The sequence below is a fragment of the Flavobacterium sp. GW821-FHT11G01 genome (genome assembly GCF_058808175.1).
The window spans coordinates 72,166-87,989 of sequence record NZ_JBXARK010000015.1; the positions used below are offsets into that span (position 1 = coordinate 72,166).

Genomic DNA, 15,824 nt, shown 5'->3' on the forward strand with positions numbered 1-15,824 from the left:
TTTTATTATATTTAAAAAATCTTTTTTAACTCAATTCCATTTAAAATAGTTTTACCTGTTTTTTTCCTGAAATCAATATGAATACCTTTTCCCTTTTTTACATAAACTGTTGTTTTCATATTGACTGCTTTTTCGGGTTCCAAATAATTATTATTTCCGAAATTTTCCAGAAATAGTTCATTATTAATCAGGACATCAAAATTTCGAAAAGCCTTTTCTTCCTTCTGATTTTTCTCAACTAAATTATATGCCAAAGCTTCCCTGGTGTTTCCTGTTATAAATTCAGCAAAATAAAATGTTAGTTCGTATTTTCCATCGGGAACATCAAAATTAAATGCTTCTATATCTTCTCTTTGGGTTTGATAAATAGGATCATTTTCCGTCCCTATTATCAATTTATTGGTTCCATATGGAATAGAAGGATTTCCGGGCAACTTATAAACGTTACCACCAACATAACCCCAGCTCCCCTTTTGATAAGGCTGTTCCGGAAGCCAATTTTGATGTGTTAATTCATCTGTATATTCTCTTTTGTCTCCTAAACTTATCCGAATGCTTTCAAAAGGAAATTTGCTACTGTTTAAATTTGGAGCATAAATCGTAAAATGAATTGATGCAAAATCTTTAATATTTTCGTTTGCTGCCGAAAATGCTTCAACTAAATTAGTACCATTTTTAAACGGAACATTAAAAATAGTAGAACCTTCTTTAACGGGTTGACTTCCTAAATTTTGTCCGTTTATTTTTAGTGTAACTTCAGCTTCATTTGAGAAAACTTCCAGATTTTCATAATAAACATTCTCATTTTCAGAAGTTAAAATCCCGGAACGATTCACCCAATTTTTAGATCCAATACTCACAATAGGTTTTTTTGATAATCTTGCCTGATAAAAATAATAAGCATCTTTCGGAATTCTGTCCCACGAAATTATGCCCTTATTATTCATATGCGGCCAGCTTTCTGCACGCCCTTCCGAATTAAATTCAACCAGATTCCAAATTGTTCCTCCGGCAACATAATCCAGATTCTCAATTGCATTTAGATAATGTTTATGATACAGCATCGCATAATCCATCGTTTTATCAAATCTTTCTGGATTTTTAGTACGCATTCTTCTGTCTGCATCAGCGCCAAACTCTGTTATTACCATTGGTTTTTCCGGTAATAATTTATGGTGTTTTTCTAAAAATGTTTCCAGACCTGCAAATGTGCCGCTGTACCAGCCAGGATATAAATTCCAACCTACAACCATCGGGATTTTTGTCAAACCTACTCTATTATACAGATCAAAATCGCCATGGTTTGGAAGCATGGTATATCGCGTAGGATCTTCTTGTCTTGTTACATCTTCCAGTTTTTGAGCCAATTCCGCGACATGTTGGTAATACAATTTTCTTTCTTCAGACTTTTGGTCATATCTCGGACGTAATAATATTTCATTCATATAAGCCCAAACAATAATACTTGGATGATTGAAGTTTTGGCGAATCATTTCTTTTTGCATTTGCAGGCTATTTGCCTCAAAAACTGGAGTTTCTGTAATTCTGTTTACTTCAGGAGTTTCAACCATAGCCAATAATCCCAATCGGTCACAGGCTTCTAAAACCGATTGATCTTGTGGATAATGTGCCACACGAACAAAGTTACCGCCCATATCTTTTATTAATTGCATATCGTTTTCGGCTAATGCATCTGGCAACGCGTTAGCTAAATCTTTATAATCCTGATGACGATTTGCACCAATTAATTTTGTTGGTTTTCCATTCAAAATAAAACCTTTATCAGCAGTAAATTCAAACCATCTGAATCCGACAGGTGCAGAAAATTGATCCAGTTGTTCTTTCGTTTTTTTATCTGAAATTATGGAAACCAATTTATATAAATACGGATTTTCAGGAGACCATAAATTCGCATTCTGAATTGCAGTTGAAAGCTGTTTAAAATCAATTTTTGAATTTGCTTTTATCTTTAAATCAGAAATTACACTTGCAATTTCTTTATTCTCTGCATTGTATAAAATTGTTGTTATTTTTATTTCCTTTGATAAATTCGATTTGTTTTCAACCATTCCCTTTATCTGAAATTTTGCAGATGAAGCTGAAACATCCGGCGTAGTAACAAAAACTCCATCTGAAGCCAAATTATCATTATCGAAATGAACTTCGTTTGAAGCAATCAAATAAACATCGCGATAAATACCTCCATAAAAAGTAAAATCGGCCTCCAACGGCGGAATATCTTCATTGTGGCTATTATCAACTTTAATTACAATTTCATTGCCTTTATCAGGGTTTTCAAACTGCAGAAATTCATTTATAGGGAAACTAAATGCAGTATAACTACCAATATGTGAACCAACTTTTTTTCCGTTAATATATACTTCTGTAGTTTGACTTGCTCCTTCAAAATAGAGGTAAACAGCTTTATTTTTCCAACTCGAATTTACAAAAAGTGTTTTTTTATACCATCCTTCTCCTCTGTAATATCCCCACTGATCATCCATCACATCCTGAGTGTTCCAGCTGTGCGGCAGGTTTACTTCTTGCCAATCCAGATTTTTTTCTTTTTCTGAATCCATGACAGTAACTTTTCCTTTATGAAATTGCCAATTCGAATTTATGGATTGCTTTATTTTTTCCTGCCCCAGCATTGCGTTGAAAAACAGCAGTGTAAAAATTAAGATAATCTTGTTTTGAATCATTTTTATTTTGATTTAAATTAAAAGTATTAAGGTATATGATTTAAAAAATCCACTCTAGTGATATATAAAGTGGATTTTTTAAGTTCATAATTATAGTGCTTCAAGCCTTTAAAAAGTGTTTATTCAGCAAAATAAAGAAAAAAAATATATGAATATGGAAATTATTTTAACAAAAAAACAGAGCATTGTGATTTTGCACTTTGTTTTTTTTGATCTATTTACTGATCGTGAATTATGAAAATATCTGTTACTAAATATGCAGAAATTAAAGATTTATAAGATTGGGCATTCTTGTAAAAATAAAAAGTGTTCGATAATCGAACACTTTTATTTTGTAATGAATATTAAACTATTCTAACCTCATTTATACAGCGTTATTGTATCAGTCAGGTTTTCTCTATTTATAAAAGCTTTAATATATTCTTGCACTTCATTAGTACTTTCAACTGGCGTTTCAAATGAATTAATATGAAATTCATCGTCCTGATCCATAATATGTATTATTTCTGTATAGCCTTTAGATATTAAACTCCCTTTCAATTTAATTATATTCAACTGTTGCTGACCATTTAATTCCTTTCGAACTTTTAATTGTATAGCTTTTTCCATAATAAATATTTTAAATTAATAAGCCGTTAATTAATTTCAAATATAAATATTATTATTTTGAACTGCATGTTAAAAAACAACCATAAAACATTACTTATCAACACTTTAATAACATTTTATAAAATAGTAATTTATTATTTTTGATCAGTATGAATGACTTTTTTAAAAACGATAACATTAAAATATCAAATAATAGACAAGTCATAGGAAGACAAGATCATTATTTCAATATGATTTAATTCCACAGGTAATATTAAATATTATAAAAAAACACATTAGAATTTCAAGATAAAGTGCCTTTCTGGAAAGGCACTTTCGAATTACAATGTGATAGAAACTTTATTTTTAAAATTTCTGTTCTCTTCCCATAAATCAGTTTCCCAATTGGCAAGCTGGGTTCCTAATGTGTAAGTACTTCTTAAGAATTCTAATAATTTGGCTTCCGGATTTTCAGCATTTTGAACTGCGGTGTAAGGAAGAATAAATTGTCCCAAAGATTCATTATAGAATGCTTCTTCGGGCATTACTTTAATATTTTTATATCCAAGCGGTTCAGGATATAAATAACAATAAAAAGCGGCTTCCGGATAAATTTCTGTACCAGTCCAAAAACCAAAATCGCTCACTTCGTGACTAAATGCATCTTGCAATACCCAATCTGGCAATCCTGGAATTTTTCCGGGATGTTTTGGCGCTTTTTGGCCAGAGAAAAAAGCGAGTGATAAATCAAATCCGCCCCAAAAGAAATGTATTGGACTGCTTTTACCGATAAAATCTCTTCTAAAAACCATAAAAACATCTTGTATAGAAGATAATGCTTCATGAAATTTTTCTGCCTGAAAATTGTCGTATGTTTTATGAACTGTGTCAAGCTCAAATGGAATTGGGTTTTCAATTTCGGAAGGCGTTGTCATGATTTCAATTTTTATTTCAAGCTCATTTAACTTTTCAAAAATGAGTTTATAAAAATCAGCCACATTTAAATGATGCAAATCAAAATTTCTAATTTCTCCTAAACTGGTAACGATTCTCAATTGATGGGATAAAAAATCAAGATCAATCTGAAAATCTTTATTGATGTAGGGAATATTCTGTGTGCTTAATCCTGTTGGCGTAATATGAAGTGTGCTGTTCCAGGAATGGTTTGCCCAGGGCAATGTTGCTAATTTTATTTTTCCGAGAATTTGTGTCCACAATTGAATCGTTTCGTACGTTGGTTTGCCTTTTTCATAAGAAAGTATTGGCCATGATTTTTTCATAATATATTATTTAAATGTTTGCATTATATTATTCAGAAAGAGCAATAACTGCTTTGGTCAGCAATCCATCTTCTTTCATAAATTCCCTGAGAATACTAAAATGATCTGCCCCGGAAATAATTAGTGAATTGCCTTTGTTTCCTGCCTTTTGCCAGGCTTCGAGATAGTTTGAAGATTGTGTTTTAAAAGCTGCAGTTTCCTTTTCTCCCCAGGCAATAATTAATGGGATTTCACTCGGAACAATTAATCGAATTGGACTTGAAGAAAGAATTTGTTCTGCCGTAATACGCACTGAGGGTTGTACAAAAGTGTGTGAAACAGGATCGAGATCAAAAAGTCCGCTTACGGCCAAAATCCCTTTAATCGTATTTTGGGCCAATCCATAATCTAACCAATTTGTTGTGGCCGACATGGCTGCAAGATGTCCTCCGGCTGAATGTCCTGCAACAAATATTCGTTTCGGATTTCCATTAAATCCTGAAATGTTCTGACTTGTCCACGCTATCGTAGCTCTTATTTGTCGTACCATTTCCGGGATGCTCACTTTTGGTGCGAGATCATAATTGACAATTACAACTGTAAAATTAGCTTTAGCAGCACCTAACGCTACAAAATCATAATCATCTCCCAAGCCAATTTTCCAATAACCGCCATGAATAAAAATTAAGACTGGTGCGCCGGCTTCTTTAGCAGGATAAACGGTTAGCCTTTCCATTAAAGTCGGACCGTAAGCAACTACTATTCTTTCTTTTAGAATTTTGCGCGCTTCTATGCTATTGCTAATAAATTCGTTAATATATTCCGGAAAATTGGGCACGGCTTTTTCAACATCGTATTCGGCATCAAGCTGTTCTTGTGTTGAAAATTGACCATAAAAAGGACTGGCCGGAAAGTTAATTTCCAGTGAAGAGTGGTTATACTTTTCCATGATTTTAAGAGATTAAATAGTTTGTGCTGCTTATTTAGCTTTTGTGAAAGCTATTTTAATTTTTATCTGAAGTTTTAAAATTGAAATTCTTATAAAATGATATCATGCTGTGGTTGAGTAAATTCAGGCAGATTATCTTCTGCTAAAATTTCTCTAAGGTCAATTTCTATGATTTTACAGATTTTAGAAATGGGTACATCATTGGCATTTCCTTCAAAAGGATTTTCAGTACTTTCTCCAACTTGTCCTAACGATGTATACATCCAGGAAATAATTACACTAAACGGAATAACAAACCAAACCATATTGCCGTGCATAATTCCATTGATGCTTTCATTTAATTTATCAAATTCTTTTAATAATCCAAAAGGCAACAGTATACAAAACAACTGAACCAATAAAGTATTTATAATGGCATATTGTCTCGGATATGGAGAATCTTTCAATTGTTCGCTTCTGCTTTGTTGTGTAAAAAAGTCTTTTATTGTTCTTTGAAAATCAACAAACTGAAGTACAACAATTTCCTGATTATCATAAAGTTCTTTTAACGTTTTGCTTTGCATTGCCATAATTTGCGTGGCTTTATTTTTTGCTTTTAGAATTTGTTCTAATTCTGTCGGAGAAAGAAATTTAGACAATTCATCTTTAAAACTAATTTCATTTTCCGGTATGACATAATAATATTGCTGATATTCAGCATTGTGCTTTCTTCTTGTTGTTTCCCAAACACGATACGATCGCATTTCATAACGCAATGCCGTTAGCCATGCCATATGACGATAAATGAGCAATTTTGATTTTTCAGAATTGGTTATAAAATCCCGGCTTATAATTCCCCACGATCGGCTTGTGCTTAAAATTTGTGTCCAGATTTGTTGTGCTTCCAGCGTTCTGTTGTAGGTCTGGGTATTTTTAAAACCAACTATAAAAGCTGTCGCTGTTCCTAATAAAGCAACAACTGTCCAGGAAATTCCCAACCATTTTAATTCAAAACATTCATATAAAACCGTTGGTATTATACTCATTATCACTAATAAGTAAATACTTTTTCTTGTCCAGATAATAAATTCTAAAAGCTTATATGATTTACCTGTGTACATTTTATCCTACTTTAAAACTGATTTACAAATAGATTTAATTGAAAAATAAGCATGTCTATTATTTTTAGACATGCTTATTCTTGTTTTAAGCTACGGGAACTGACATACGAACCTCTACAATTGCTCCATATTGGATAATTGGACAAGCTTCTGCTATTTTAACTGCTTCGTCGTAATCATTAGATCTAATAAGAAATAAACCTCCTATTGATTCTTTTCCGTGTCCATAAGGACCAGAAGTAATATGATTTCCCATTTTGGTATGTTTAATCACTCTTCCATCTAAGTCCCAACGTTTTGGCGGCGCTACCAATTTGTCCTGAGCTGCAATTCCTGCAATCCATTCCTGATATGGTTTAATCGCTTCTTTCATTTGGTCTGGAGTTGGTACTGGGTTTTCGCTTGTTAGGTCTCTGTGGACCACTACTAAAAATTCTTGCATAATAATTGTATTTAAAGGTTTGTAAATTGTTTATTATTTAAAATATCGAAGAATAATCTTCGTCTTCATTTTCTTCAAAAGGCTGTTCTTTCATATGAAGTGTTTCATCCAGCAATTCGCTTCCGTCAGTTGAATCATGATGATGCACTTCTGCCTCACTTCCTGGTTCAATAATGTAACTTGTTGTTTTCGACAAGCCGATTAATCTAAAAAAATTGATAATTTTCATGGCTCATTTTTTAATTGTTAATTATGAATTATTAATTGCTTAAAAAACTGGTTTAATAACTTTTCTGGTTTCGCCTTCCATTTCGATAAAACCCATTTTTCCGTTTTTATAATTTTCGGCAGCATTTAGCAAAGCTTCTTCAGAATCCATTACCATAGCGCCTTTAGAAAATAATTGTTCGTGTAACGGTTTGCCCGAAATGAACAATAATTGACAATTTGTGATTCCGATGAATTTTAATGGCTCCTCAAAATCAGATTCAGCCATTGAAATTATCATTCCTTCTTCGAGTTCAATCGTGGTTTGGTTTGTCATAAAATCAAAATAACCTTCAATGGCAAAAACGGTTCCCGACCATTGTGCCGGAAGCTGGTGCGAAAACTCTTTTCCTGCTTCCAGAAAAATATGCAACATGGTAAGTTCTTCCGGAGTTTCTATTTTATTTACTACAGATCCTGTTTCACCACAAACTATTCTTACTCGAACACCTTCTTCTTTTATTTCAGGAATTTCAGATTTGTCGATAAAAACACTTTTCGGGTCTTCTTGTTTTTTATTGGCTGGAATATTTACGAACAATTGTAAGCCTTCAACAGTTGCGCCGTCCGGAACAGGAAATTCTGAATGTACAACACCTTTTCCGGCGTATGTCCAAAGCAAACTTCCAGGGGTAATTACGATATTATTTCCACGGGAATCGACACTATGATAAGGAGCTGAATCTTCAAAAACATAACTGATAGCCGACATTCCGGCGTGAGGATGTGGTCCGAAAATATCATGTTTTAACTCAAAATGATCAAATCCAATGATGGGATCCATAAGTCCGTCAAAATCTTTTGCTCTTGCTTTTCTTGCAAAAAATTGTTCATCTCCCTGCACTTCGGGCGTGATTACTGTTGATAGTACTAATTTGTTCATAATAATTCATTTAAAGGTTTAAAATTGCACCGCTGCCCATTGATTTGCCGTGTTGTTGATCAGATTTTCACAATTATTACGCTGACGTAGGATTTTAATGTGTACGAACGGGTGGAAAGTACACTCCCATTACAACCGCCTCGACAAACTGCCTACCCGTCATCTTCGTTTCAACGGGCATCGAAGCCATTTATATTTTGATTATGCTCTTTGAGGACGGTTAGGAAACCATTCTTCAAAAGTGATGTTCCCTAGTTTTGCCGTATCAGCGGGAACAAGCGTAAGTTCTTTTAGAGGCGCTCCAAAGTATAGGGCACTTTCGTCTGAAATAACTTTAAGAGAGTCGTTTGTTTTTGTCAAATAAGTTTGAAGAAGTTCTGATAGTTTAAAACGTTCCGGTCCTCCAATTTCGACAATTCCGTTTGATGGATTTCCTAGTGCAAGTTCTACAACTATTGATGCGACATCTTCTGATGCGATTGGTTGAATTTTTGCCGGAGAAATAGTAACACTTCCGCCTTCATGTGCAGATGCTACAATTCCGCCAAGGAATTCCATAAATTGTGTAGAATGAATAATCGTAAAAGGTACTCCCGCTTTTCTGATTAGATTTTCCTGAGCCTGTTTAGCTCTAAAATAACCACTTTCCTGTAAACGATCTGTTCCTACTACAGAAAGTGCAATATGATGTTTTACACCTGCATTAATTTCTGCTGCTAATAAATTTCTTCCTGAAGTTTCAAAAAACTCCAAAACTTCTTTGTCTGCAAATGATGGTGAATTAGCTAAATCAATTACGATATCTGTGTTCGTTACCGCTTCTGCAAGTCCTTCACCTGTAATGGTATTAATACCTGTAGAAGGTGCTGCTGATATTACGTTGTGTCCCTGATCACGTAATTTGTTTACTACTTTTGTTCCAATTAATCCTGTTCCGCCAATTACTAAAATTTTCATGATGTGTGTTTTTAAATGTTATGATTTCGTTGTCATTTTCATTTAGTAATAGCCAATTTGTGTGCCATCCATTTAAAATACTACAAATAAATTAGTTACATCAAAAGTTATATTTAGAATTTCCTCTTATAAAGGGAAATCATTTCGACTTTCACTTTATATAGTGAAAACCAGAAATAAAGTATTGGATTATTATTTAAAAATGACTTTAAACAAAAATGCCCATTACTTTTTTTATAAGTAATGGGCATTTTGTTTTGAAGAATAAATAATTTAAAAATATTCTGACTTCGTTATTGAGAGTTTTTTCATTTTAGAATGCAATGTATTTCCCGGAATATCAAGAACTTCGGCTGCACCCCCTGCACCGGAAATTTTTCCGTTGCATCTTTTTAAGGCACTAATAATAAAAAGACGTTCCATTTCTTCCAACGATTTACTAAAGATGTTTTCTTCGGCATCGTTTTTATCTGTTTTTTTAGGAAGATAAACTTCGCGCAAGATATTATCTGTAGTCATAAGTACGCTTCTTTCAATAAGATGTTCTAGTTCACGTACATTTCCAGGCCATAAATAACTGTGTAATTGCTGCATGGCTTTTGGTGCAATACGGCTTATATTTTTTCCATTGTTTTTATTGTATTTGGCAAGAAAGAAATTAGAAAGAGCTTCTACATCTTCCATTCTCTCACGAAGTGCGGGCAAATAAATTGGAAAAACATTTAACCTGTAAAAAAGATCTGAGCGAAATTTTCCGGCTTCTACTTCTTCTTCCAGATTACGATTTGTCGCTGCAATTATTCTCACGTCAACTTTTATAGTATCTTTTCCTCCAACACGTTCTAGTTCACGCTCCTGAATAACGCGCAATAATTTTACCTGTGCTTCGAGCGGCATCTCACCTATTTCGTCAAGAAATAAAGTGCTGTTATTGGCTAATTCGAATTTCCCAATTCTCCTTTCTGTTGCTCCCGTAAAAGCTCCTTTTTCATGACCAAACAATTCACTTTCGATTAAGTTTGCAGGCATTGCGGCACAATTTACTTTAATCATCAATTTATCTTTTCGGTGCGAAGCATTATGAATAGCTCTCGCAATCAATTCCTTACCGGTTCCTGTTTCACCAAGAATTAAAACCGTCGAATTAGATTCGGCAACTAACGACATTAAGTGATATACTTTCTGCATTTGTTTTCCGCTTCCTATAATTTCGGTAAAATTGTAAATGTTTTTGATTTGTTCTTTCAAATAAACATTTTCATGTTCCAGTTGCTGTTTATACAAAAGAAGCTTTTCATTTGCCTGAATATTAGCAATCGCTACTGATATTTGTGAACAAATTCCTTTTAGAATCGATGGATCTAGTTTGTCTGCCAATAACCACATGGTGGCAATATTCGAATTTCCTACTTTTAATAAAGCTCCATAAGCATTTTCAAAACCGACTTTTTTCCAAAGTTGTGCAAAACCAGAATTGGTAAGTCGTAATTCTTCTTCAACATTAAAAATAACTGCACTATTACTTTTGATAACCTGTGCGGTATAAGGTTCGTGAATATCGAGTTTTACGGCTGCCATGTTATCAAAATCTATTTCAGCTTTTTCAAACAAAGTTTTATCAAACATATACGGGCTTAATCCTATTCCGTCATCATCAAAAACATTAAGCATTGCCAACTTGGTATCCAGAAGATCACGGAGCACATTAATTATCGCATTTTGCAAATCTTCCTTGGTTCGTACTCCTGCTATTTCATTGCTAAATTGCAGTAAAACAAACTGTTGATTATTTTTATTTTCTAAGGATTCATTAGCTATAATATTTGACATTGCCGTAGAAATTTGCGAACAAATACCCTGCAGCAACGAAATATTAATTTCTTCAATCGCAAGCCATAAAATTCCTAAGACAACTTCGCCATTACGAAGCGCAATACCTACCATTCTTGTAAATCCCATTTCTTTCCAAAAAAAGAGGTATTGAGACGTTATTCCTCGGGCAATTTCGATGTCAGTATTAAACAGCAACGGAATGTAACTATCGAGTACTCTATTTTGAAGTCCATCATTTATAGGAAATTTTGATTGCAGTATTTCATTTAAAACGGGATGATCGGCTGTAGTAATATCTTCGTCATAAATGTAAGGACTGAGTGAAATGCCGTCATCGTTTAATTTTCGGATTACATATCCACGAAGCGGATTTATTTTTTTTAATGCAGTGCGAACTGCAATTGCCAAATCTTCTTTATTTCTAACTTCTGAAATATCATTACTTAAATCAAGCAAAAATGACTTTTCTTTTTCCTTCTTCTCCAGTTCTTCATTTTTAATAATATTAGAAACCGCAATTGAAAGCTGTGGTGCAATACCTTTTAGAATGCTTCTAAAATCTTTTGTAAAACTGTCAGTTCTATCAGAATACGTGTGTAAAAAACCAAGTGGTTTATCTTCAATCCATAAAGTGGTCATTAATATTTCCCTAATACCGCCTTCGTAACTCACTTGCAAAAATGAAGGGCTGTTGGGTTCATCCTTAACATCTTCCAATAAAAAAGATATAGGGCTATCAGAAGCCAGAACTGTCTTTATAAAAGGTTCGTGTATTGTAAAGTGTGTTTTTTGTAATTTGGCATACGCTGTTGGTTCTAAAATATTATCAGTAGCCTTATCGAGCAAAAATCCCATATAAGTCTCGTCTTTATGATCTATCACAGTAACCACAGTATGCGTAAAATAGTAAAGGCTTTTTAACCTTTTAGACAATAAAAAAATCAAATCTTTCTTTTCTCTGACCTTAGTAATGTCTTTTCCTAATTCCAATAAAATGTTTCTCTCGAATTCAAGAAAATCTTTCTCCGATTTTATACCAGAATTTTCTATATGATCGGACAGCGGATCATCAATTGAATCATCATTTTTTCTTTTTTTCATTTTTGTTGCCTGCTTTTATATAAAAATCAAGCAGTAGCTTTCTTTTTATACCAAATTTCTCGAATGCTATAAATATAATCAATATAGAGCAAAGATTAAAATTGACTTTTCCAGCTACGAGCTGCTACATATTTAATATCTTTTGCAAATTATAATAACTTAATATTATGATTTTCAGCTGTAAATATCAAAAATATTGACATGACATTTTCGGTTTGATATTAAATTATTTAACTTTGAATTATTAAAAAAACAGTTATAATATTCATTTTTAACGAGTTAAATATTAAAATAATTACTTACTATAAAATGTCTTAAAATTGGCATCTTAAATTTCGTGTCAACATCATGAAGCACTAGATAAAAAATTAATTATATGGAGATTTTACCTTCCGCTAATTTAGCGCCATACATAAAAAATTATACTATTGTTACGATTAACAAACATCTGGAAAACGAGGTGTTTTACCCCAGTGGATATGTAGACTTTATAATTAATATCTCTGAAGGTGCAGCTGCTACTATTATCAACGGCAAACGAAAAGATACACCAGCGATAGAGCTATTAGGACATCTCACCCTTCCAACTCGACTTACAGTAGCAGAGGGCACTTCAATACTAATCGCACGTATTTATCCGCATGCCAGTGCATTATTCTTTTCCGATCCTCTCTCTGAATTCACTAACTATGCAACCGATATGTACGATGTAGCATTGAATGAAAGTAGGGAATTATACAATCGCATCATGGAAGTTAATAAACTCAGCGCCAAAATCATGGTTTTAGAAAACTACTTTCTTCAACAACTGAAAAAAAATGAAACCCGATTAAAGAAAATATTAATGGTTAAGTCTCTCAATCAGCAACTTGTTTTCGATCATTATCATACATTAAATTTACCTTTACTGTCTCGTAATTCGGGATTATCGGAAAGATATATACAAAAACTTTATCTTGCTAATATTGGTGTCAGTCCTTCAGCCTTTACTTCACTAATGCGGTTTAACAAGAGCTTGCAATTGGTACTTAACACCTCGCAATCGTTAACCGAGATTGCTTACGATTGCGGGTATTATGATCAAGCTCATTTTATTAAAGAATTCAGAAAGTTTACAGGTATCATTCCTTCTGCATCCAGAAGTTCACTGATAAAAAATGGCATAGATTTTCAACAGGCTGTAAACATTGGTTTCTAGCTTTATTTCGGCAAATGGTTGCTGCTAAACATATCCCGATACATCTTCCAGCCATCTTTTGTATTCTTCCAGATAACAATCACCTTTCCATCATCCAGCTTTTTACCTTCTAAATCTGTCATCTCATAATAACTTTCCTCAGTTACATACGTTTTACCATCCCCATACAGGTTTTGGATAGAAAATTTAACATGTACCTTTGGTCCCCCTTTAAAGAATGAGGCCATTTCAGTACTTCCGCATAAGGGTGCAGCATTTGGAGGAAACAGGCAGGCGTCATCGGTATACCTGGTAAGGATAGATCCATCATTTTTGTTTGCGAGGTCTGCATAGATCTCATTGCTGGCTTCTATAGCTTTTCTTGCAGCCTTTAATCCAGAATCTGTTGTTTGAGCGTTACACCAAAAGGTAAACATCAATAACACTTTTAAAATAAGTTCTTTTTTCATGATTTTAATTTTTATACAAACAAAGTAAGTCGTTCCTGCAGGCAAAAAATTGTAAAATTACGAACAGCTGTTATTTCAAAACCTTATAAAAATCAAAGTACAATTTTGATAAAATTCTTCAGGATACAACAGGATGCATACGAAGCTATATTTATTTATTTTTGAAATTAACAATCAAAAAAACAATTAGTTAAAGAACTATAACTAATCATAATCTAAACTAATTTCAGAAATCAATAGAATGTGCCATTATTAGAAAAAGGTGGCATCAGACACTCTTCTATACTGGTAATTTTATAACAAAAGAAAAATATGTATTCCAATAAATTGACTTTTTCATTATTAAGTATTTTGCTTCTATGTAGTTTCAATCTTTTTAGTCAGGTTACACTCCCAAAAATTTTGGGACACAATATGGTTTTACAACAACTAAAAGATATACCCGTTTGGGGAAATGCAAATCCAGGCGAAAAAATATCTGTAGATTTTGCCGGACAAAATAAAACAACATTTGCTGACAACTCTGGCAAATGGTCAGTGAAACTTAAGCCTATGAAAGCATCATTTACACCACACGAAATGATCATAAAAGGAACAAATACAATTATTCTGAAAAACATATTGATCGGAGAAGTCTGGCTTTGCTCAGGCCAGTCAAACATGGAATATGCCATGCGAAAATACAGTAAATTCGAATCAGCGGTGAAGGGCAACAAACCACCAGAAGATGATTTAAATACTGCCAATAATTCTAATATCCGTATTTTTCTGGATCGTCGAAAATATATGGATCCAAGTCCAGAACATTTGGGCTGGGATGCCGCAATAGGAAAACCACTAGTTGATTTTTCGGCTGTAGGTTATTATTTTGCAAAAGACTTGTACTCAAAATTACATGTTCCCATCGGAATGATTTCTGCGGCAGTGCCCGGCAGTAGGATTGAACCCTGGATTGAGGCTTCAAAAATGGAAATATCACCTAAAATGAAAAATGGAAAAACACTAGATAAACTTAGCGCTGATGGCGGTGATCCTGGTAAATTTTACGATACGATGATACAACCACTAATTCCTTTTGCATTAAAAGGATTTCTATGGTATCAAGGAGAATCTAATTGTTTTCTAAATGAAAACATTCGTTATGCCTATAAATTTAAAACACTGATACAAAGTTGGCGAAGCGACTGGAACGATAAAAACCTTCCTTTTTACTTTGTTCAAATTGCTCCCTACGCTTATTCTACTACTAAAGATGATCGTCTTCATAGTTCCGAAAATCTTCCCGAATTCTGGGAATCACAACGACTTGCCCTGCATTTGAAAAATACCAGTACAATTGCGATTACCGATTTAGTAGATAGTATCGCAGATCTGCATCCAGGATACAAATGGGAAGTGGGCCGCCGATTGAGTCTTGTTGCCGCAAATAAGGCTTACGGGCAAAAAAGTATTGTTTGTTCCGGACCAGTCTATAAAAAAATGAAAACCGTAGACCACACTATTGTAATCACTTTTTCAAATACAGGAAGTGGTTTGGCAAGCCGTGACGGAAAACCACTTAGCTGGTTCAGCATTGCTGGAAAAGATGGGAAATTTAACCCGGCTCAAGCAGAAATAAAAGACAATAAAATAATTCTTTTTACACCTGAAGTTCCGCATCCCGTTTCTGTTCGTTTTGGCTGGAACGAAACCGCACGATCCAATTTCATAAACAAAGAAGGATTTCCTGCTGTTCCTTTCAGGACAGATAATCCGTGGGACAACCTTTTTTAATCAGACCAATATATAATAAGAAGAAGAAATATATACTTTTCCGTAACAGTATGTGTTAGGATCTAAATCACTTTAGTTTTGGCTTAAGCAAATAAGAATTGTACTCTAGAAACATGTATAACATTACAAGTCAAAGTCATCTAAAATTACAGAAGTGCTAAGAATATTAAATAATAGCAATAATAAGTATAGTATTTTTTAACGCATAAAAAAAGGTCAATTAGCATTAATTAGCTAATTGACCTTTTTAGTACTCAGAGCGGGACTTGAACCCGCACGAACATTGCTGTTCACTGGATTTTAAGTCCAGCGTGTCTACCAAT

Annotated in this window: 13 protein-coding genes; 2 read left to right on the top strand and 11 right to left on the bottom strand. The window is 33.6% G+C overall.

The annotated features are described in order from the left end of the window. Positions 1–11 precede the first annotated feature (11 nt). The 10 genes from AC1RRN_RS20965 to AC1RRN_RS21010 all read right to left on the bottom strand — a co-directional run bounded on the left by AC1RRN_RS20965 (position 12) and on the right by AC1RRN_RS21010 (position 12,081). Complete coding sequence (locus tag AC1RRN_RS20965) at positions 12–2,702, bottom strand: glycoside hydrolase family 2 TIM barrel-domain containing protein (protein WP_492969178.1); 2,691 nt, start codon at positions 2,700–2,702, stop codon at positions 12–14. A gap of 360 nt (positions 2,703–3,062) precedes the next feature. Next, on the bottom strand, positions 3,063–3,311 hold the full coding sequence (locus AC1RRN_RS20970) for a hypothetical protein (protein WP_492969179.1): 249 nt from the start codon (positions 3,309–3,311) through the stop codon (positions 3,063–3,065). Positions 3,312–3,631: 320 nt separating this feature from the next. Beyond that, positions 3,632–4,570: a DUF5996 family protein gene (locus tag AC1RRN_RS20975; protein WP_492969180.1), complete on the bottom strand. Its 939-nt coding sequence runs from the start codon at positions 4,568–4,570 to the stop codon at positions 3,632–3,634. Positions 4,571–4,598: 28 nt separating this feature from the next. Continuing rightward, entirely contained in the window at positions 4,599–5,498 is a 900-nt protein-coding gene (locus AC1RRN_RS20980) for an alpha/beta hydrolase (protein ID WP_492969181.1), read from the bottom strand. Between the two features lie 89 nt (positions 5,499–5,587). After that, the gene (locus AC1RRN_RS20985; protein WP_492969182.1) at positions 5,588–6,598 is read right to left on the bottom strand and encodes a bestrophin family protein; all 1,011 of its coding nucleotides are present in this window, start codon (positions 6,596–6,598) and stop codon (positions 5,588–5,590) included. A gap of 85 nt (positions 6,599–6,683) precedes the next feature. Further along, positions 6,684–7,040 (bottom strand): YciI family protein, encoded by a 357-nt coding sequence (locus AC1RRN_RS20990; protein ID WP_492969183.1) that lies wholly within the window; start codon positions 7,038–7,040, stop codon positions 6,684–6,686. A 37-nt stretch (positions 7,041–7,077) separates the two neighbouring features. Continuing rightward, on the bottom strand, positions 7,078–7,269 hold the full coding sequence (locus AC1RRN_RS20995) for a hypothetical protein (protein ID WP_492969184.1): 192 nt from the start codon (positions 7,267–7,269) through the stop codon (positions 7,078–7,080). A 39-nt stretch (positions 7,270–7,308) separates the two neighbouring features. After that, positions 7,309–8,190, bottom strand: a complete 882-nt coding sequence (locus AC1RRN_RS21000; RefSeq protein ID WP_492969185.1) for a pirin family protein — start codon at positions 8,188–8,190, stop codon at positions 7,309–7,311. Positions 8,191–8,391: 201 nt separating this feature from the next. Further along, positions 8,392–9,147: an SDR family oxidoreductase gene (locus tag AC1RRN_RS21005; protein WP_492969186.1), complete on the bottom strand. Its 756-nt coding sequence runs from the start codon at positions 9,145–9,147 to the stop codon at positions 8,392–8,394. Between the two features lie 273 nt (positions 9,148–9,420). Then, entirely contained in the window at positions 9,421–12,081 is a 2,661-nt protein-coding gene (locus tag AC1RRN_RS21010; RefSeq protein ID WP_492969187.1) for a sigma-54-dependent Fis family transcriptional regulator, read from the bottom strand. A 376-nt stretch (positions 12,082–12,457) separates the two neighbouring features. Between AC1RRN_RS21010 and AC1RRN_RS21015 the strand changes: the two genes are divergently transcribed. Further along, entirely contained in the window at positions 12,458–13,279 is an 822-nt protein-coding gene (locus AC1RRN_RS21015; protein ID WP_492969188.1) for a helix-turn-helix domain-containing protein, read from the top strand. A 2-nt stretch (positions 13,280–13,281) separates the two neighbouring features. On the opposite strand, the gene AC1RRN_RS21020 is transcribed toward AC1RRN_RS21015, so the two are convergent. Next, on the bottom strand, positions 13,282–13,728 hold the full coding sequence (locus tag AC1RRN_RS21020) for a YybH family protein (RefSeq protein WP_492969189.1): 447 nt from the start codon (positions 13,726–13,728) through the stop codon (positions 13,282–13,284). A 312-nt stretch (positions 13,729–14,040) separates the two neighbouring features. Between AC1RRN_RS21020 and AC1RRN_RS21025 the strand changes: the two genes are divergently transcribed. Continuing rightward, a complete protein-coding gene (locus AC1RRN_RS21025) occupies positions 14,041–15,501 on the top strand; it encodes a sialate O-acetylesterase (RefSeq protein ID WP_492969190.1) in 1,461 nt (486 codons plus the stop codon). Positions 15,502–15,824 lie beyond the last annotated feature (323 nt).